Source organism: uncultured Bradyrhizobium sp., assembly GCF_936943645.1.
Classification (GTDB): Bacteria; Pseudomonadota; Alphaproteobacteria; order Rhizobiales; family Xanthobacteraceae; genus Bradyrhizobium.
On sequence record NZ_CAKZJO010000057.1, the window covers coordinates 132,801 to 151,643 of the forward strand.

Sequence of the window (18,843 nt, forward strand, 5' to 3'; positions counted from 1 at the left end):
CTACGCGTTCAGGCGTTTTCCCGTCGCGTCATCGAACAAGTGCACCAATGCCGGGTCCGGCTTCAGCCGCACCTTGTCGCCGGGATTGAACTGGTGACGCTCGCGGAAGACCGCGACGACCTGCTCGCCGCCGATCTTGGCGAACACTTGCGTCTCCGAGCCGGTCGGCTCGACCACGACGATCTCGGCTTCGGCGCCGTCGTCGGCAATGGTGAAATGCTCGGGCCGCACGCCGTAGACCGCGGGGCGCCCGTCGGAGGCCGCAGGCGCGGTCTTGAGCGGCAGCTTGACGCCGTTCGGCCCTTCGAAGGTCGCCACGCCGTTGACGCGCACATGGCCCTTCAGGAAGTTCATCGCGGGCGAGCCGATGAAGCCGGCGACGAACTGGTTGTCGGGCTTGTCGTAGAGTTCGAGCGGCGTGCCCATCTGCTCGACGATGCCGTCATGCATGACGACGATCTTGTCGGCCATGGTCATGGCCTCGATCTGGTCGTGGGTGACGTAGACGGTCGTGGTCTTCAGCCGCTGGTGCAGCTCCTTGATCTCGGTGCGCATGGCGACGCGCAGCTTGGCATCGAGGTTCGACAAGGGCTCGTCGAACAGGAAGACCTGCGGATCGCGCACGATGGCGCGGCCCATCGCCACGCGCTGGCGCTGGCCGCCGGAGAGCTGGCGCGGGTAGCGATCGAGCAGCGGCGCCAGCGCGAGGATCTCGGCGGCGCGCTTGACGCGCTTGTTGATCTCGTCGGCGCCCGCATTCCGCAGCTTCAGCGAGAAGCCCATGTTGTCGGCGACCGTCATGTGCGGATAGAGCGCGTAGTTCTGAAACACCATCGCAATGTCCCGCTCCTTGGGCTGGACATTGTTGACGACGCGGTCGCCGATCGAGATCGTGCCGGAGGTGATGTTCTCGAGACCGGCGAGCATGCGCAGAAGCGTCGACTTGCCGCAGCCGGAGGGGCCAACCAGGACAACGAACTGTCCATCCTCGATCGGTACAGTCACGCCGTGCAGGACTTCAAAATTGCCGAACGATTTCCGCACGTCGCGGATTTGCACAGACGACATCTAGCTCCCTCCTCGAAAGTCCACGACGCCTTGCGCGCCGCGACCGTCTTGTTTTTTCAGACTTCGCCGAACGAAGCCCGATCTTAGCGGGCAACATTGTCGGCAGTTTGTGCGGTTTTGGCAATTTGTCTTTGGTTAGTCGTTGCTGGTAGCGCTGTCAACGTTCCTTTGTTTGCGGGACTGACTGTGTTAAGAGCAGCAAATGGGTCGAAAACGCACCAAGTCAGGCAAAATCCGGTTGGCGGAAGTCGCCGAGCTTGCCGGCGTCAGCCCGATTACGGCGTCCCGCTTCTTTCGTAATCCCGAAGCCTTATCGGTCGCCAAGCGGACGCGGGTCGAGAGCGCGGCCAAGGAGCTCGGCTATGTGCCGAATCTTGCGGCACGCGCGCTGGCTTCGCAACGCACCGAGGTGATCGGTGTCCTGATCCCCTCTCTCACCAACAACGTGTTCTCGGACGTGCTGCGCGGCATCTACGACGCCTCCGAAGGCAGCCGCTACTCGATCCAGTTGTCCAACACGCGCTACAGCATTCTCCAGGAAGAAAAGCTGCTGCGGCTGTTTCTCGCGCAGAAGCCGGCGGGGCTGATCGTCACCGGCATCGACCAGACCACGGAGTCGCGCGCGATGCTGGAGGCCGCCGACTGCCCGATCGTGCAGATCATGGAGATCGGCCCCGATCCGGTCGACATGATGATCGGCTTTTCGCACTATGATGCGGCCCGCGCAGCGGTTGCGCACCTGTTCGAACAGGGGCGCCGCAGAATAGGATTCGTCGGCGCGCGCATGGACCCGCGCGTGCAGCGGCGGCTCGACGGATATGTCTCCGCCATGAAGGACGCCGGACTGTTCGAGCAGCGCCTCGTCGTCACGACGGCGACGCCGACCTCGGTGACGCTCGGCGGTGCCCTGTTCACCGATCTGCTGGCGCGAGAGCCCGACCTCGATGCGGTGTTCTGCGCCAATGACGACCTCGCGCTCGGCGTTCTGTTCGAATGCCGGCGCCGCGAGATCGCGGTCCCCGACCAGATCGCGATCGTCGGCTTCAACGACCTCGAATTCATGGCGTCCGCCGTCCCCACCCTCACCAGCGTGCGCACCAACCGCTACGAGATGGGCAGGACGGCCGCCACCATGCTGATCGAGGCGATCGACGGACGGCGTCCCGAGCAGGCGGTGCTCGATCTCGGCTTCAAGGTGATCGAGCGGCAAAGCTCGACCTCGCGCCATTCGGACAGCAGGCCGTCCACTTCAGGCGCGGGTGCGGCGAACAAAATGGTAGCGTTACCAAGTAGCCATGACTAGTATCGGATTTGTGAGGAAACGACCCGCCAGCGGGCCAGCGATCCATCATTCGCGCCGTTCGGCATCGCACAAGCGGACGCCCCAGGACTGATGTAAGTGGACGGACGCCAGTGCGTTTGCATTGCAGGAGAAACCAATGACAAAAAAGCCAACCAATGGGCATGCCCCCGCCGGCAACGGCTCGCGCCGCCACCTCCGTTCGCAGGAATGGTTCAACAATCCGCATAATCCGGGCATGACCGCGCTCTACATGGAGCGCTACCTGAATTACGGCCTCACCCGCGCCGAGCTGCAGTCCGGCAAGCCGATCATCGGCATCGCCCAGACCGGCAACGACCTGTCCCCCTGCAACCGCCACCATCTCGAGCTGGCCCACCGCGTCCGCGAGGGCATCCGCGAGGCCGGCGGCATCGCGATGGAATTCCCGACCCATCCGATCCAGGAAACCGGCAAGCGCCCGACCGCGGCACTCGACCGCAACCTCGCCTATCTCGGCCTCGTCGAGATCCTCTACGGCTATCCGCTCGACGGCGTCGTGCTCACCACCGGCTGCGACAAGACCACGCCGGCCTGCATGATGGCGGCGGCGACCGTCAACCTGCCCGCGATCGTGCTGTCGGGCGGCCCGATGCTGAACGGCTGGCACAATGGCGAGCGCACCGGCTCCGGCACCATCGTCTGGAAGTCGCGCGAGCGGCTTGCCGCAGGCGAGATCGACTATGAAGAATTCATGGAGATCGTGGCCTCCTCGGCGCCTTCGGTCGGCCATTGCAACACCATGGGCACGGCATCGACCATGAACGGGCTTGCCGAAGCGCTCGGCTTCTCGCTGCCGGGCTGCGCGGCGATCCCCGCCCCCTATCGCGAGCGCGGCCAGATCGCCTACGAGACGGGAAAGCGCATCGTCGAGATGGTGTGGGAAGACCTCAAGCCTTCGGACATCCTGACCCGCAAGGCGTTCGAGAACTGCATCGTGATCAATTCGGCGATCGGCGGCTCGACCAACGCACCGATTCACATCAATGCCCTCGCCCGCCATATCGGCGTCGAGCTCTCGATCGAGGACTGGCAGAAGGTCGGTCACGACGTGCCGTTGCTGGTCAATATGCAGCCGGCCGGCTTCTATCTCGGCGAGGAATTCCACCGCGCCGGCGGCGTGCCGTCGGTGGTGCGGGAATTGATGAAGCACAAGCGCATCCATGAAGACGCCGTCACCGTCAACGGCCGCGGCATCGGCGAGAACTGCAAGGATGCGCCCAAGCCCGACAACGACGTGATCTGGACCTACGACAAGCCGCTGGTGAAGGACGCCGGCTTCCTGGTGCTGAAGGGCAATCTGTTCGATTCCGCGATCATGAAGACCAGCGTGATCTCGAAGGAATTCCGCGACCGCTATCTCAGCAACCCGAAGGACCTCAACGCCTTCGAGGGCCGCGCCATCGTGTTCGAGGGCCCGGAGGACTATCACGAGCGGATCGACGATGCCTCGCTCGACATCGACGAGCGCTGCGTGCTGTTCATCCGCGGCACCGGCCCGATCGGCTATCCCGGCGGTGCCGAGGTCGTGAACATGCAGCCGCCTGCGGCGCTGATCAAACGCGGCATCCTGTCCCTGCCCTGCATCGGCGACGGCCGCCAGTCCGGCACCTCGGGCTCGCCCTCGATCCTGAACGCCTCGCCGGAAGCCGCCGCCAACGGCGGCCTTGCCATCCTCAAGACCGGCGACAAGGTCCGCATCGACCTCAACAAGGGCAGCGCCAACATCCTGATCTCGGACGAGGAGCTGAAGAAGCGTCACGCCGAGCTGAAGGCCGCCGGCGGCTTCAAGCATCCGGCGAACCAGACGCCGTGGCAGGAGATCTATCGCAACACCGTCGGCCAGCAATCGACCGGCGCATGCATGGAGCTCGCCACGCGCTATCAGAACGTCGCCGGCACCTTCGGTGTGGCGCGGGATAATCACTAGGAAAGACCGTCATTCCGGGATGCGCCGCGAGGCGCAGGCCCGGAATCCATACTCCCGATCGTGGTTATGGATTCTCAGATGCGCAATTGCGCATCGTAGCTCGCGACTGCGTCGCGCCCCGGAATGACGGCGGACACATCAAAGGAGAACAACATGGCAGACCGCCTCAAGGGTAAACGCGCCGTCGTCACGGCAGCAGCCGCAGGTATCGGGCGCGCCTGCGCCCTCGCATTCGCGCGTGAAGGCGCAACCGTCATCGCTACCGATATCAACGAAGCCGGCATCGCGGGCCTACCTGCGGAAGGTATCGCCGAGGTCGCAAAGCTCGACGTCCGCAACACCGCCGACGTCAACGCCTTCGCCAAGCGCGTCGGCAAGATCGACATCCTGCTCAACGCGGCCGGCTTCGTGCATCACGGCACCATCCTCGAGTGCTCGGAGGAGGATTTCGACTTCTCCTTCGACCTCAACGTCAAGTCGATGCACCGGACCATCAAGGCCTTCCTGCCCGACATGATCGCAGGCGGCGGCGGCAGCATCGTCAACATCTCGTCCTGCGCGGCCCTGCGGCCGCCGGCGAACCGCTACGTCTACAGCTCGTCGAAGGCGGCGGTGTCGCTGCTGTCGCGTGCGGTCGCCCTCGACTTCATCACCAAGGGCATCCGCTGCAACTCGATCTGCCCCGGCACCGTCGAGACGCCCTCGATGCTCGACCGCGCCGCAGCCCAAGGGCCGCAGGGCAAGGAGATGTTCATCTCCCGCCAGAAGATGGGCCGGCTCGGCACCGCCGAGGAGATCGCCAACATGGCGGTCTATCTCGGCAGCGACGAGAGCGCCTTCACCACCGGCGTCGACCTCGTCGTCGACGGCGGCTACATGCTCTGACGTCAGGGGGCAGCGGGCATGAACAAGATCGATCTCAACGGCCGCGTCGCCATCGTCACCGGCGGCGCGCAGGGCTTTGGCCGCGCCATCACCGAGCGCCTCATCGCCTCCGGTGCCAAGGTCGCGATCTGGGATTTTGACCAGGCGCTGGCCGAGAAGACGGCCAAGGAAGTCGGCGGTGACACGAAAGTGTTCAAGGTCGACGTCACCGACACCGCAGGTGTCGAAGAGGCCCGCGACGCAACGTTCAAAGCCTTCGGCAAGATCGACATCCTCGTCAACAATGCCGGCATCGCCGGGGTCAACAAGCCGGTCTGGGAGACCGACCTCGAGGAATGGCGGAAAGTCCTGCGCATCAACCTCGACGGCCCTTTCATCGTCTGCAAGGCGATCGTGCCGACCATGCTCAAGCAGAAGTATGGGCGCATCGTCAACATCGCCTCGATCGCCGGCAAGGAAGGCAATCCGAACGCGGCGCACTATTCGGCCTCCAAGGCCGGCCTGATCGCGCTGACGAAATCGCTCGGCAAGGAGCTCGCCGCGCATGACATCCTCGTCAACGCGGTGACGCCGGCGGCTGCCAAGACCGCGATCTTCGACCAGATGACGCAGCAGCACATCGACTTCATGCTGTCGAAGATCCCGAAGGCTCGCTTCGTCCTCGTCGAGGAGCTCGCCGCGATGGTGGCCTGGCTCGCGTCCGAAGATTGTGCCTTCTCGACCGGCGCGGTGTTCGACATCTCGGGCGGACGCGCAACCTATTGAGGACAGCATGATCCGCGAAGGTGGATGCCTGTGCGGCGCGGTGCGCTTCAAGGCGGAGGGCGAGCCGCTCAACGTCCGCGTCTGCCATTGCCGCCTCTGTCAGAAGGCGATGGGCTCGCCCTTCTTCGCCCGCGCGCAATTCGACCAGCGCGCACTGAGCGTCGAAGGCGACACCGGGCGTTATGCCTCGTCCGAGAACATCGACCGCGTGTTCTGCAAGCGCTGCGGCACCCGCCTGTTCGCGTGGCGCCGCAACGGCACGCTGGCGGGCGTATCTCTCGCCGTTTTCGATGATCGCAACGCCTTCGCGCCGACCGAACACATCTGGGTCTCGGAGAAGCCCGCCTGGCTGAAGCTCGACGACGGCCTGGTGCAGTATCAGGGAACGATCCCGGCGTGACATCGTGCGACGGCCGGCCGCGGCGCGGCACGGCTCGCCGGTCATCGACGCCGTGGCATTTCGGAACCGGCCATCCTATCTTGAGCCGAAGCGTTGCTGCACCGCCGGTTGGCTGGGACGGCTGCAAGGCCGCAGGCAAACCGGGACGGACGAGCCGTGAACATTTCCTTTTATGACCTCTCGGTGTGGGTGCTGCCACTGGTGCTCGCCATCACCTTTCACGAGGCCGCGCACGCCTTCGTCGCGGACCGGCTCGGCGACGACACGGCCTCGCAGCTCGGCCGCGTCAGCTTCAACCCGGTCAAGCATATCGACCCGTTCGGCACCCTGATCTTGCCGGCGATGTTGCTGTTCGCGCACTCGCCGTTCCTGTTCGGCTATGCCAAGCCGGTGCCGGTGAACTTCCGCAAGCTGAACAATCCCCGGCTCGACATGGTGTGGGTGGCGCTGGCGGGGCCCGTCACCAACATCCTGCTGGCGCTGGCCGCGGCCCTCGCCTTTCATGCCCTGCCCCTGGTCCCGGCCAGTTCGGCGAAATGGGTGGCCGACAATCTCAAGAATGCGCTCATCGTCAACGCCATCCTCGCCGTGTTCAACATGATGCCGATCCCGCCGCTCGATGGCGGCCGCGTCGCCGTGGGGCTGCTGCCTCGCGCCCTCGCCATGCCGCTGGCCCGGCTCGAGCCATTCGGGATGCTAATCCTGATCGGCCTGTTGATCCTGCTGCCTCTTGCAGGTTCCCAGTTCGGTCTAAATCTTGATGTTATTTCAGGAATACTGCGAACGTTGACCGGTCATGTGATTCAGGCTGTTCTCTTCCTGACCGGCAATGCGTAGTTGAACAGCACCACCCGAACAGCCGAAGGGCCCGAGGCCGACTTGGTCAAAGCTGCCGATATGCTCATCGCGCGACGCGCCGACACCCGCGCCCGCGCCGATTTTGCCACCTGGAAGATGATGGCCAAACTCAACGGGGCGTCCGCATTGCCTCCGGAAGCCCAGGAATTCCTGGTGAGCTACCAGAACCTGCTGGCGCAGATGAGCGAGGGTGAGGCCACCGAGGCGACCATCGGCGCGATCTACAAGGCCTACTATGCCGAGATGGGCGGCGCGGGAACCCCGCCTGACGTCCGGCCCCGCCCGGCAGAGCCGGCAGCGGACAATGTTACCGCCTTCCGTCGCCCGGCACCGGCGCCAAAGACGACCAGGTTCTTCGGAGCAGGCGCGGCGAGTGGAGCCCAGAAGCGGCCCCTCCCCGTGGCGCTGATCTTCGCCTGCCTGGTCGTGGTCTATGTCGGGATCAGGCTCTACTGGCGGTGAGCCGTCTTCTTCTTCTTTTTCTTGTCTTCCGGCGGCTTGAAGACGATGTCGACCGTGCGCTCGAACTTGTCCCCGCCCAGCTCGGGGCTTGGGCGGGGGAAAGGATCGGACTTCCGGACCATCGCTATCGCGGTCGCGTCAAATGTCGGGTCCTGGGATGACTCCAGAACATCGACGGAAAGCACATTGCCCACGCGATTGATGACGAACCTGACCTTGACCTTCTGATTGTTCTGCTTCCTGTCTTCCCGCTTGATCTGGTGGGCCAGGAGGTGGGCGCTGATCTGAATGTTCCAATCATCCGTCAGCTTCTTGTTGTCCTTGCCCATGCCACTGTTCTGAGCCGTAGGCTTCTTGGACTCGCGCGCCGCGTCTTCGAAAGTCTGCTGTTCCATATCAACCGACTTCTGAGACGCTTCCATGGCCGGCGTTTCGACGGCTGCGACCTTCGGAGTTTGGTCCTGCTCCTTCTCCGGCTTGTTTTCAGTGACGACGGTGTCGGGATCGTCCTCCTGCTGTGGCCGATCCTGCGGAAGCTCAGTCTGCTTCGTTTCAGCTTTCTGCTCGGGAAGCGCCGGGCGCTCCTCCTGCGCGACGGAGTCCATCGGGCCAGGAGGCAGGTCGGATTCCTTCGCCTCCGGCGAAGTCATCTCGATTGCAAAGTCCGCCCCGGCAGCACCCAGCCCTTCATCACCGGGATCGGCACGCAAATTTGCCAGCGCCAAAGCCGCCCCGCCCAAATGGAGCGCAAGCGCCGCCACCGCTGCCAAAATCCACAGCTTGCGGGACGGCTTGGCTTCGATGTCGATGTTCGACATAGCGGCTTCTATCGCTTCGAGGCGGCTTCGGGCGCCGACGCGGGCGGACCTTCGAGCGCGACCAGCTTCACATGTGTATAGCCGCCTGCGCGCAGCAGCTCCATGACGGGCCACATTTCGCCGTAGGGCACAGAACGATCGATGCGCAGGAACACGTACTTGTCCTTGGTCATCTCCGGTGTGCCGTCGAGCGTCGTCGCCAAATCGGCTCGCGCCACCGGATTTTCCCCGATCGCGAGCGTCAGGTCAGACTTGATCGAGACGAAGGTCGGCTTGTCCGGCTGCTTCTGCGGCGGTACCGCGCTCGTCTTGGGCAATTCCACGGGCAGATCGACCGTGGAAAGCGGCGCGGCGACCATGAAGATGATCAGCAGGACCAGGATGACGTCGATGAACGGCGTGACGTTGATGTCATGCGTTTCCGAGAAATCGTCGTCGTCATCATTGTCTGCGAGCGAGACGGCCATGGTTCACTCCGCCGCACGCGAATGCACGCTGCCGTGGCTGCGGTCGAGATCGCGCGAGAGCAGCCGCGCCGCGGCACCCGAGGCGCGGCTGACGAGCTCGAGATAGCCCTTCGTCACACGCGAGAAGTGATTGTAGATGATGACGGCGGGAATGGCGGCGACGAGGCCGATCGCGGTGGCGAGCAGCGCCTCGGCGATGCCGGGCGCGACGACGGCAAGGTTCGTGGTCTGCGACTTCGAGATGCCGATGAAGCTGTTCATGATGCCCCAGACCGTGCCGAACAGGCCGACGAAGGGCGACGTGGAGCCGATGGTCGCAAGCACACCCATGCCGATCCGGATGCGCCGCGCCTCGGCGCGCACGATCTCGGAAAAGCTGGAGGCCGCGCGCTCCTTGATGCCGGCGTCGCTGGACAGGCCGGCCGACATCCGCGCCTCGCGCAGGGCCGCCGCCAGGAAGGACGGCAGGATGCCCTCCTTGGCACCGAGCGCCATTTGCGCTTCGGCAAGCGAGCGCGTCTCCGCGACCTTCTTCAGGGCAGAACGAAGCTTGGTGGATGCGACCGACAGCTCGATCGACTTGGCGATGAAGACGGTCCAGGTCATCAGCGATGCGAAGGCGAGCCCGATCATCACCGCCTTCACGATGACGTCCGCCGACATGAACATCACCCAGGGCGACAATTCCTTCATGGCCGGCGCGATCGCGGCGGACGCATCGGACTTGGCCGAGGTCGAAACGCTGGCCGCGGGGGACGGTGCCGGAGCCGCCGGGGCGGTCGTCGCGGAAGGCGCCGGGACAGCAGGCGTTGTGATTGCCGGTGCCGCCGGAGCGACCGGGGCTGGCTGAGGGACCGATTGCGCCGGTGCCGAAGGGGTTTGTGTCTGGGCAGAAACGGGGGATGCGAGCCAGGCAGCCGCCAGCATCGCGGCGGCGGCAAGGCTTGCTCTAGAGGTCATGGTCTTCATACTTCGGCCCAGTAGCGAATGAGATTGTGATAGATACCCGTCAATTTGACCGTTTCGGGATCGTCACGCCCGAGCCGTTCCACCAGCGCCTGTATCGCGGTGTCGAGGTCGAAGATCATGCTCCGGGCTTGATCGTCCCGTATCATGCTCTGCAGCCAGAAGAAAGACGCAACCCGCGTTCCCCTCGTCACGGGGGTGACGAGGTGGAGGCTGGTCGAGGGATAGAGCACGCAGTCGCCGGCCGGCAACTTGACTTCGTGCGAGCCGTAGGTGTCCTCGATCACAAGTTCGCCACCATCGTACTCTTCCGGCTCGGCGAGGAACAGCGTCACCGACAGGTCTGTGCGGATGCGAAGTCCGGTCAGCCGGTCGCCGCGGATCGCATTGTCGACATGCAGGCCGAAATGATGGCCGCTGCTCGCCGCATAGCGGTTGAACAGCGGCGGGAAGATCTGCAGCGGGACCGCCGCCGCGATGAAGCGCGGGTTCGACGTCAGCGCCGAGATGATCCGGTTGCCGAGCTTTCGCGCGACCTCGCTGTCGGGCGGCAATTGCTCGTTGCGCTTGACCATGGCCGACTGCGCGCCCGCGGTGGAGCGGCCGTCTTCCCATTCGCTGGCGTCCATGATGCGGCGGAAATCCGCCACATCGTCCTTGCTCAGAATGCCAGGCAGGCACGTCAACATGATCAGAACTTCGCCGTCGTGACGATGTAGAAGGCCCGGCCCGGAGCGACCGACACGAAGGGCACTGCGCTGCGATACAGCGTGTCGTAGTACAGCTTGTTGGTCAGGTTCTGGGCGTAGAGCTTCATGGTCCAGTTCTTGTCGATCTTCTTCTCGACAAAGGCGTCGAAGCGCCAGTAGCTCGGCAATTCATTGCCGGTGTTGGCTGCGAACGTGCCGCCATAGACCTTCGATCGGTACACCGCCTGGCCACCGAGCTCCCAGCCGTCGTCAAATTTGTACTTGGTCAGCAAGCTGAACGATTGGTGGGCGACGTTGGCAAGCTGCAGGCCGAGATTCGAGGCAACGCCGCTCTGCGTCACCTTGGATTGCATCAAGACGAGACCGCCGAAGATGCTCCAACGATCGGTGATCCGGCCCTCTGCTTCGATATCGATGCCCTGGATTCTGTAGGCCGCGCCCGATGTGAGCAGGCCATTGACCGTCTCGCGCGCATTGTCCTTCGTGGTCTGGAACAGCGCACCGGTCACCAGCAAGTGGCGATCGGCAAGCTCCCATTTAGTGCCCACTTCAATCGCCTTGTTGCGCTCGGGTCCGAGCAGGATAGTCGAATTGGCAGGCACGCCGCCGTAATCGGTACCGGTCGCGTCGAGCTCTGACCCGAACGGATTGGCCGAAGTTGCGTAAGCCGCATAGACGCTACCGATCGACATCGGCTTGTAGACCGCGCCGACGTTGTAGTTGACGAGGTCGCTGCTCTGCTTGAGGAACGCCGAATTGGTCGAAGAGCTCTGGCTGTAGCCGTCGTAACGGATGCCGCCATTGAGGATGACGGTGTCCTGCCAATTCGCGGTGTCCATGACGTACACGCTGCTGGTGTTGACTCCGTAGCGCGTCGGGTTCCCAACCAGCGAGGGCGTGTTGCTGAAAGGAATGTTGGTGTATTGCGGCGAGTAAAGATTGACTCCTGTGACGGCGCCATTGCTAGTCGAACCACCGCCGAACAGCTCGGACGAGAGGCCGGTGTAACGGTCGATCGAGATGTTCTCGTTCGAATATTCGACGCCGAACACCGCGGTGTGCTTGACCCCGCCGGTGTCGAGCTTGAACGTAGCCTCGTTCTGGTTGGCCCATACGTCCACGTTCTGGTACCGGCTCTGCGCGCTCGCCGTCGTGGTCCAGAGCAGCGGATTGGAGCTCGTCGTGATCGGATTCTGCGGCAACGTGCCGATATAGTTGAGCAGCGAATGCTCGCCGCGCACCTTGCTGGTCAGCGTGATGGCCTCGTTGACCTTGTACTCGATGGTACCGGTGCCGAAATCCTGCCGCGCCGTCTGGAAGTCGCGGTTGAGGAATCCATACCAGTTCTGACGCGGAATGCCGGCTGAGGTCACCGGCACGTTGCCCTGCTTGTAATAGGGCACGCCGAAATCAGGATAGCCGCTGAGGTCGGTGTGGACGTAGTTGGTCGTGATCTTGATGTCGCTGGTCGGGGTGTATTTGGTCGAGATGAAGCTACCCCAGCGATTGTCGGTGACGTAATTGCGTCCGGCGACGTTGGCGTCCTGGAACAGACCACCGGTGCGAACCGAGAAGGTGGGATCGATGACCTGGTTGACGTCGAGCGTGACGCGCTTTGTGTAGTCGGTCCCGAACTCGGTATCCATGCGCTGGAAATTGCGATCGCCGGCCTGCTTGGTGACGATGTTGATGGCGCCGCCGGCGGTGCCGCGGCCGGCATAGGAAGACGCGGGACCGCGCAGGATCTCGATCTGCTCGGTGAAGAAGTTCTCGCGGATGGACACGGCGGGATCACGGATGCCGTCGATGAACACGTCGTTGCGCGCATCGAAGCCACGGATGAAGAAACGGTCGCCGAACGCGTTGCCGCCCTCGCCCGAGCCCAGTGTCACGCCCGCGGTCGAGCGTCCGATCTCCTTCAGCGTCGTCGCGTTCTTGTCCTCAAGCACTTCCTTGCTGAGCACCGTGATGGTCTTGGGCGTGTTCAGCATCTTCTCGGGAAACTTGCCCGAGGCCTGGACGTGGTCGATCTTGTAGGGCGCGGCCGCATCGGCATAGGGATTGCCGTCCGGAGCGCCCGACGGCGTGGCCGGCGCCGCCTGCTGCGCCGCCTGCTCGCGTTGCGCGGCGCGCCGAATCGCGTTGCGGGCGCGGACCTGCTCCGGCGAGGGCTTTGATGCCGTCGGACGCGGCCGCTCGACAGGCGCGTCGACCGCGACCGGCGGCAAGTTCGACTGCTGCGCCTGCGCGCCGCTCGACACCGACGCCACCGCGATCAAGCTCGCAACTGCAGAAGCCTTCTTGCCGGAAACGCCCGCGAACTTTTCATCCACCAGATCGAATGCTGCGACCGAACGCAACGACTTCGGTGCGACCACCTGCCCCATTACCAAACGCCCCATCTTTCTGTTCGCTCATTCCCTTCGGCGAACCATGCGATGTTGGTATCGGCAGCAAAATAACGGGTCAATGCGAGCGGCTCGCAAGAACCCTTGAATCGATCCAGATCAAAACAATTCTAAACTACAGTTTGAAACCGTTCTAAACTTAGATTGGACTCGTTCTAAGAAGCACGCCGCAAGCGATGCAATCGCAGCCTTCTGCGCAGCATCAATCGCTGCTCGGTGGCTTCATCAGCGAAAACAATTCATCGACGGTTTTCTGTGCGACGGCGCGCACGCGATCGGTCGAGTCCATGCCGGCGATGTTGACGCCGTTCACGACGGCTTTGATCTCGTCGCGAAAGTCGGTGAGGAAGCGCAAGGGATCGCGCTGCTCGTTGGCCACGCGCGCGATCAATCCCGTGATCAGAATCTGACATGCGATCAGCTTGCCGTTCAATTCGTCCATCCTACGCTCCCTGTGTGGCGGCGCCGATATGGACGATGCGGAAATTCCTGACAACCGAAACAGCCTCCGCGCGATTTAGAACCATTCTTCACACCGGGCACCGGACGACGGTTCGGCGCGGCACCGGGCGGGCCGGGTTCACCGTCTGCGAGTGCCGCACGAGACTTGCGCGCCGGTCGCATAGCCGGGAAAATGCAGCACTGCACATCGCCGCGCCACGACACTGCCCAGGCGGTGCAAAGCTTTCCAATTGTTTAGGATTCTCAACGGATAGTGCTGTTTACACTGGAACTTGGCGTGTATTATACAAACGCGCTGGAACCCTGCGATTGCCCTATAATTCGTAAGCGAGGGCACAAGAGCCGACACGAGACAACATGAAAAAGTCCCGGCCGATCCTCTGGCTTCTGACCGTCGCGGCCGTGGCCACGGCGGGTTACTATGGGTGGCAGACATTCCGGCACGGGGCCGGCAAAGCCCAGACCGCCCAGAAGGGCCCGACCCGCCCGGCCGCCGTGCCGGTGAGCGTTTCGCCGGTGCAGAAGGTCGACTTTCCGGTCTACCTGACCGGTCTCGGCACGGTTCAAGGTTTCAACACCGTACAAGTCCGGACCCGCGTGGACGGTCAGATCGACAAGCTCGCCTTCAGGGAGGGCCAGATCGTCCAGCAGGGCGAGCTTCTGGTCTCGATTGACCCCCGTCCCTATCAAGCGACGCTCGACCAGGCCAAGGCCAAGAAGGCGCAGGACGAGGCTAGTCTCGCCAACGCCAATCTCGAACTGCAGCGCGCCATGAAGCTCGGCGAATTCGCGACCGCACAACGGGTCGATACCCAGCGCTCGACCGTCGCCCAGCTGACCGCCCAGATCGCCGCCGACGAGGCCGCGATCGCCAACGCCCAGACCCAGCTCGACTACACGCAGGTCAAGGCGCCGATCACCGGCGTCGCGGGGCTTCGCCAGGTCGACGTCGGCAACATCGTCAACGCCTCGACACAGACCGGCATCGTGACGATCTCGCAGGTCGAGCCGATCGCCGTGATCTTCACGGCGCCGGAAGACCAGCTTCCCTATGTCAGCGAGGGCCAGAAGAGCGGCGCGCTCAAGGTGATCGCCTTCACCACCGACGGCAAGAAGACTCTGGCCGAGGGCAAGCTTGCGGTCATCAACAACCAGGTCGACACGAGCAGCGGAACGATCCGGCTGAAAGCGGTGTTCGACAACAAGGAGCACACGCTGTGGCCGGGTCAATCGGTCTCGACGCGGCTTCTGGTGCGGACGCTGAAGGACGCGACCGTGGTTCCCGATGACGCGGTCCAGCATTCCACCAACGGCCTCTACGCCTATACCGTCAATCAGGACAACAAGGCCGAGGTCCACAAGGTCAAGGTCAGCTACGCCATCGACGGACGGTCGGTCATCGAGGAAGGCCTCAGCCCAGGGCAGCAGGTGATCGTCGGCGGTCAGTTCAAAGTCCAGCCCGGGAGCCTCGTGTCGACGGCGGTGGCAAGCTCGGATCCGGCCCAGAACAAGGTACGACAGGAATGATCGGCGGCGGGATTTCGGCACCTTTCATCCGTTATCCCATCGGCACGTCGCTGCTGATGGCCGGCATTCTCTTCGTCGGTCTCGTCGCCTATCCCCTGCTTCCGGTCGCACCGCTGCCGCAGGTGGATTTTCCCACCATCCAGATCACCGCGAACCTGCCCGGCGGCAGTCCTGAAACGATGGCCTCGTCGGTGGCGCAGCCGCTCGAGCGCCAGTTCGCCCAGATTCCCGGCATCGCGCAGATGACCTCGACGAGTTATCTGGGCACCGCTTCGGTCACCATTCAGTTCGATCTCAACCGCAGCATCGACGGTGCCGCCAACGACGTTCAGGCGGCCATCAATGCGGCCTCCGGACAGTTGCCGAAGAACCTGCCGTCGCCGCCGACCTATCGCAAGGTCAACCCCGCCGACGCACCGATCCTCATCATGTCCGCCACATCGGACACTCTGCCGCTGACCACTGTCAGTGATTCCGTCGATGCGCAACTGGCGCAGCAGATCAGCCAGATCTCCGGAGTCGCGCAGGTCATCATCGGCGGCCAGCAGAAGCCGGCGATCCGCATCCAGATCGATCCGGCCAAGCTCGTCGCCAAGGGCCTGTCGCTGGAGGACGTGCGCAGCCAGATCGCGATCACAACGGTCGACAGCCCCAAGGGCAATATCGACGGACCGAAGCGCGCCTACACGATCTACGCCAACGATCAGCTCACCCACTCCAAGGACTGGAACGACGTCGTCATCGCCTATCGTAACGGCGGGCCGCTGCGCATTCGCGACATCGGGCAGGCCGTCACCGGTCCGGAAGACGCCAAGCAGGCGGCCTGGGCGAACGGCAAACGCGGCGTCTTTCTGGTCGTGTTCAAGCAGCCCGGCGCCAACGTCATCGAGACAGTTGACAAGATCAAGGCCGCCCTCCCCCGCCTGGTGGCGGCGATCCCGCCCGCCATCAAGATCGAGTTGATGAGCGACCGAACCCAGACGATCCGGGCCGCGGTCGAGGACGTCCAATTCACGCTACTCCTGACCATCTTCCTGGTGGTCATGGTGATCTTCATCTTCCTGCGCAGCTTCTGGGCGACGGTCATTCCCACGATCACGGTGCCTCTTGCGCTGCTCGGCGCTTGCTCGCTGATGTGGGTGGCCGGCTATACGCTGGACAACCTCTCCCTGATGGCGCTGACGATCGCGGTCGGCTTCGTGGTCGATGACGCCATCGTCATGCTCGAAAACATCTCGCGCTACGTCGAGGAAGGCGAAACGCCGATGGCGGCCGCCTACAGGGGCGCGAAGGAAATCGGTTTCACCATCGTATCCATCAGCATCTCGCTGGTCGCCGTGCTCATCCCGCTGCTGCTGATGGGCGGCATCATCGGGCGCCTGTTCCGCGAGTTCGCGGTCGTGCTGGCGATGACCATCTTCGTCTCGATGATCGTCTCGCTGACGCTGACCCCGATGATGGCCTCGCGCTTCCTGCGCGCCCATGGTGAGGTCAAGCACGGCCGCTTCTATCAGTGGAGTGAAAGCGCCTTCGACGCGATGCTGCGCGGCTACGAACATGTCCTCGACATCGCCCTGAGCTGGAAGCGCACCACGCTCCTCATCTTTTTTGCGACCCTCGCCTTGTCGGTCTATCTCTTCGTGCTGATCCCGAAGGGCTTCTTCCCGCAGCAGGACAACGGCCTGATCACCGCGACCTCCGAGGCCTCGCAGGACATTTCGTTCGCAGCCATGAAGGAGCGGCAGGAGGCACTTGCCAAGATCGTGCAGGCCGATCCCGGCGTCGCCAGTGTCGCCATGGCGATCGGCGGCAGCGGCAGAGCCGGCAACAACGGCAATCTCTTCATCACGTTGAAGCCGCGCAATCAGCGCGACGCTTCGGCACAGGAGATCATCGCGCGCCTCCGTCCCCAGCTCGACAAGGTGCCCGGCGCCCGCCTCTACATGCAGGCGTCCCAGGACGTCCGCCTCGGGGGCCGGCCGACGCGCACTCAGTTCGAATTCACGCTGCAGGACGCCAATCTGGACGAGCTCAACGAATGGGCGCCAAAGATCCTCGCCAAGATGCAGACGCTGCCGCAGCTGCGCGACGTCGCGACCGACCAGCAGACCCAAGGCACCACCGTCCAGCTCAGGATCAACCGCGATACCGCCTCACGCTACGGCATCCAGCCGCAGCTGATCGACGACACGTTATATGACGCCTTCGGACAGCGACAGGTCACGCAGTATTTCACCCAGCTCAACACCTACAAGGTGATCCTGGAGATCCTGCCGGAGATGCAGGGCAACCTCGACACCCTGAACAAGCTGTACTTGAAATCGCCGCTGACCGGCGACCAGGTCCCGTTGTCGACGTTTGCGACCTGGACCACCGATCCGGTCCGTCCGCTCTCGATCAGCCATCAAGGCCAGTTCCCGGCGACCACGATCAGTTTCAACCTCGCACAAGGCGTCGCGCTCGGCCAGGCCACCGAGGCCGTGCAGAAGGCGATGGCCGATCTCGGCGCGCCGCCGACGCTGAACTCGAGCTTCCAGGGCACCGCGCAGGCGTTCCAGCAGTCGCTCGGCACCGTGCCGCTGCTGATCCTCGCCGCGCTCGTCGTGGTCTACCTGATCCTCGGCATCCTCTACGAGAGCTACATCCACCCGATCACGATTCTGTCGACGCTGCCCTCGGCCGGCGTCGGTGCGCTCGCGATCCTGATGGCGGCCGGCTTCGACTTCAGCCTCATTGCGCTGATCGGGATCATCCTTCTGATCGGCATCGTCAAGAAGAACGGCATCATGATGGTCGACTTCGCCATCGCGGCCGAACGCGACGAGCACAAGACGCCGGAGGAATCGATCCGCCAGGCCGCACTGCTGCGCTTCCGTCCGATCATGATGACAACGATGGCAGCGCTCCTCGGCGGTGTGCCCTTGATGCTCGGTCACGGCACCGGCGCGGAGATCCGCCAGCCGCTCGGCTACGCCATGGTCGGCGGCCTGATCGTCAGCCAGGCGCTGACGCTGTTCACCACACCCGTCGTCTACCTCTATCTCGACAAGCTCAACAACTGGTTCTCCACCTGGGGCCGATCGGATGACGGCGAAAGCGGCGAGCCGTCCGAGCACGGTGGCGTCAAGCAAGCCGCCGAGTAAGCTTGCACCGCGCCTCCCGCAACGCTACAGCGAGACCTCCGGTTCACGCCAACGCGGTTTCGCCATGCTCATGCAATCCAGACTTGTCGCCCTCGCCGCTGCTCTCCTGTTACCCCTGGGCGCCGCGCATGCCCAGCAGGGCGCCAAGAAGAACGCCGCCCCTGCCCCGGCAGCGCAACCCGCGCCGGCCCCGACGCAGGCACAGGCTGACGGCGCGCAGGCGCACCAGCCCGGCTGGGTCGTGCGCTGCACCAGCGTGAGCCGCGATGCGCCACTCGAATGCGCGATGGAGCAGAATGCGGTGCTGACCAAGACCGGCCAGACCGTCGTCCTGATCAACATCCGGATCGCGCCCGACACCCGCACGCCGATCGCGCTCCTGCAATTGCCGCTCGGCCTCAACCTACCCGTCGGCGCCAAGCTTCAGGTCGACGAGGGCAAGACGGTCGACCTCCAGATCCAGACCTGCGAGAACCGCGGCTGCTACGCCTCGACACCGATCGCGGCGGACCTGCTCGCAGCGTTGCGGTCGGGCAAGCAGCTGAAGGTCTCCTTCCAGAACATGGCCAAGGAGACGATCGCGATCCCGATGCCACTCGGCGATTTCGCGGCGGCCTACGACAAGATCAAGTAGC

General features: G+C 63.7%; 17 protein-coding genes. 10 read left to right on the top strand and 7 right to left on the bottom strand.

The genetic code is table 11. From position 1 onward, the window contains the following. Nucleotides 1–1,068, bottom strand: a complete 1,068-nt coding sequence (locus tag Q0743_RS16960) for an ABC transporter ATP-binding protein (protein ID WP_298242655.1) — start codon at nucleotides 1,066–1,068, stop codon at nucleotides 1–3. A gap of 202 nt (nucleotides 1,069–1,270) precedes the next feature. On the opposite strand from Q0743_RS16960, the gene Q0743_RS16965 reads away from it, so the two are divergent. The 7 genes from Q0743_RS16965 to Q0743_RS16995 all read left to right on the top strand — a co-directional run bounded on the left by Q0743_RS16965 (nucleotide 1,271) and on the right by Q0743_RS16995 (nucleotide 7,707). Beyond that, on the top strand, nucleotides 1,271–2,371 hold the full coding sequence (locus tag Q0743_RS16965) for a LacI family DNA-binding transcriptional regulator (RefSeq protein ID WP_298242656.1): 1,101 nt from the start codon (nucleotides 1,271–1,273) through the stop codon (nucleotides 2,369–2,371). Nucleotides 2,372–2,507: 136 nt separating this feature from the next. Further along, nucleotides 2,508–4,337 (top strand): IlvD/Edd family dehydratase, encoded by a 1,830-nt coding sequence (locus Q0743_RS16970; protein ID WP_298242657.1) that lies wholly within the window; start codon nucleotides 2,508–2,510, stop codon nucleotides 4,335–4,337. Between the two features lie 153 nt (nucleotides 4,338–4,490). Continuing rightward, the gene (locus Q0743_RS16975; protein WP_298242658.1) at nucleotides 4,491–5,222 is read left to right on the top strand and encodes an SDR family oxidoreductase; all 732 of its coding nucleotides are present in this window, start codon (nucleotides 4,491–4,493) and stop codon (nucleotides 5,220–5,222) included. Nucleotides 5,223–5,240: 18 nt separating this feature from the next. Further along, entirely contained in the window at nucleotides 5,241–5,987 is a 747-nt protein-coding gene (locus Q0743_RS16980; protein WP_298242659.1) for an SDR family NAD(P)-dependent oxidoreductase, read from the top strand. Nucleotides 5,988–5,994: 7 nt separating this feature from the next. Further along, nucleotides 5,995–6,387 (top strand): GFA family protein, encoded by a 393-nt coding sequence (locus Q0743_RS16985; protein WP_298242660.1) that lies wholly within the window; start codon nucleotides 5,995–5,997, stop codon nucleotides 6,385–6,387. 156 nt (nucleotides 6,388–6,543) lie between these two features. Further along, nucleotides 6,544–7,224, top strand: a complete 681-nt coding sequence (locus Q0743_RS16990; protein WP_298242749.1) for a site-2 protease family protein — start codon at nucleotides 6,544–6,546, stop codon at nucleotides 7,222–7,224. Nucleotides 7,225–7,284: 60 nt separating this feature from the next. Further along, nucleotides 7,285–7,707: a hypothetical protein gene (locus Q0743_RS16995; RefSeq protein WP_298242750.1), complete on the top strand. Its 423-nt coding sequence runs from the start codon at nucleotides 7,285–7,287 to the stop codon at nucleotides 7,705–7,707. Here the strand turns inward: Q0743_RS16995 and Q0743_RS17000 are convergent. The 6 genes from Q0743_RS17000 to Q0743_RS17025 form a co-directional block, all read right to left on the bottom strand. After that, nucleotides 7,695–8,525 (bottom strand): energy transducer TonB, encoded by an 831-nt coding sequence (locus Q0743_RS17000; RefSeq protein WP_298242661.1) that lies wholly within the window; start codon nucleotides 8,523–8,525, stop codon nucleotides 7,695–7,697. The genes Q0743_RS16995 and Q0743_RS17000 overlap by 13 nt on opposite strands. Nucleotides 8,526–8,533: 8 nt before the next feature. Beyond that, the gene (locus tag Q0743_RS17005) at nucleotides 8,534–8,992 is read right to left on the bottom strand and encodes a biopolymer transporter ExbD (protein ID WP_298242662.1); all 459 of its coding nucleotides are present in this window, start codon (nucleotides 8,990–8,992) and stop codon (nucleotides 8,534–8,536) included. 3 nt (nucleotides 8,993–8,995) lie between these two features. Next, nucleotides 8,996–9,961: a tonB-system energizer ExbB gene (exbB, locus tag Q0743_RS17010; RefSeq protein ID WP_298242663.1), complete on the bottom strand. Its 966-nt coding sequence runs from the start codon at nucleotides 9,959–9,961 to the stop codon at nucleotides 8,996–8,998. Beyond that, complete coding sequence (locus Q0743_RS17015) at nucleotides 9,958–10,647, bottom strand: Fe2+-dependent dioxygenase (RefSeq protein ID WP_298242664.1); 690 nt, start codon at nucleotides 10,645–10,647, stop codon at nucleotides 9,958–9,960. The genes exbB and Q0743_RS17015 overlap by 4 nt, the downstream gene beginning before the upstream one ends. Nucleotides 10,648–10,649: 2 nt before the next feature. Continuing rightward, nucleotides 10,650–13,055 carry a TonB-dependent siderophore receptor gene (locus tag Q0743_RS17020; RefSeq protein ID WP_298242751.1) on the bottom strand — a complete coding sequence of 802 codons (2,406 nt, stop codon included), beginning with the start codon at nucleotides 13,053–13,055 and terminating at the stop codon, nucleotides 10,650–10,652. A 223-nt stretch (nucleotides 13,056–13,278) separates the two neighbouring features. Next, nucleotides 13,279–13,518, bottom strand: coding sequence for a hypothetical protein (locus Q0743_RS17025; protein ID WP_027571757.1), 240 nt, complete (start codon nucleotides 13,516–13,518; stop codon nucleotides 13,279–13,281). A gap of 377 nt (nucleotides 13,519–13,895) precedes the next feature. Here Q0743_RS17025 and Q0743_RS17030 point away from each other — a divergent pair, with 377 nt between their 5' ends. From Q0743_RS17030 to Q0743_RS17040, 3 genes are all read left to right on the top strand, one after another. After that, nucleotides 13,896–15,065, top strand: coding sequence for an efflux RND transporter periplasmic adaptor subunit (locus tag Q0743_RS17030; protein WP_298242665.1), 1,170 nt, complete (start codon nucleotides 13,896–13,898; stop codon nucleotides 15,063–15,065). Further along, complete coding sequence (locus tag Q0743_RS17035; RefSeq protein WP_298242666.1) at nucleotides 15,062–18,208, top strand: multidrug efflux RND transporter permease subunit; 3,147 nt, start codon at nucleotides 15,062–15,064, stop codon at nucleotides 18,206–18,208. Before Q0743_RS17030 ends, Q0743_RS17035 begins: the two co-directional genes overlap by 4 nt. A 64-nt stretch (nucleotides 18,209–18,272) precedes the next feature. Then, the gene (locus Q0743_RS17040; RefSeq protein WP_298242667.1) at nucleotides 18,273–18,842 is read left to right on the top strand and encodes an invasion associated locus B family protein; all 570 of its coding nucleotides are present in this window, start codon (nucleotides 18,273–18,275) and stop codon (nucleotides 18,840–18,842) included. The last annotated feature ends 1 nt before the right edge of the window (nucleotide 18,843 follow it).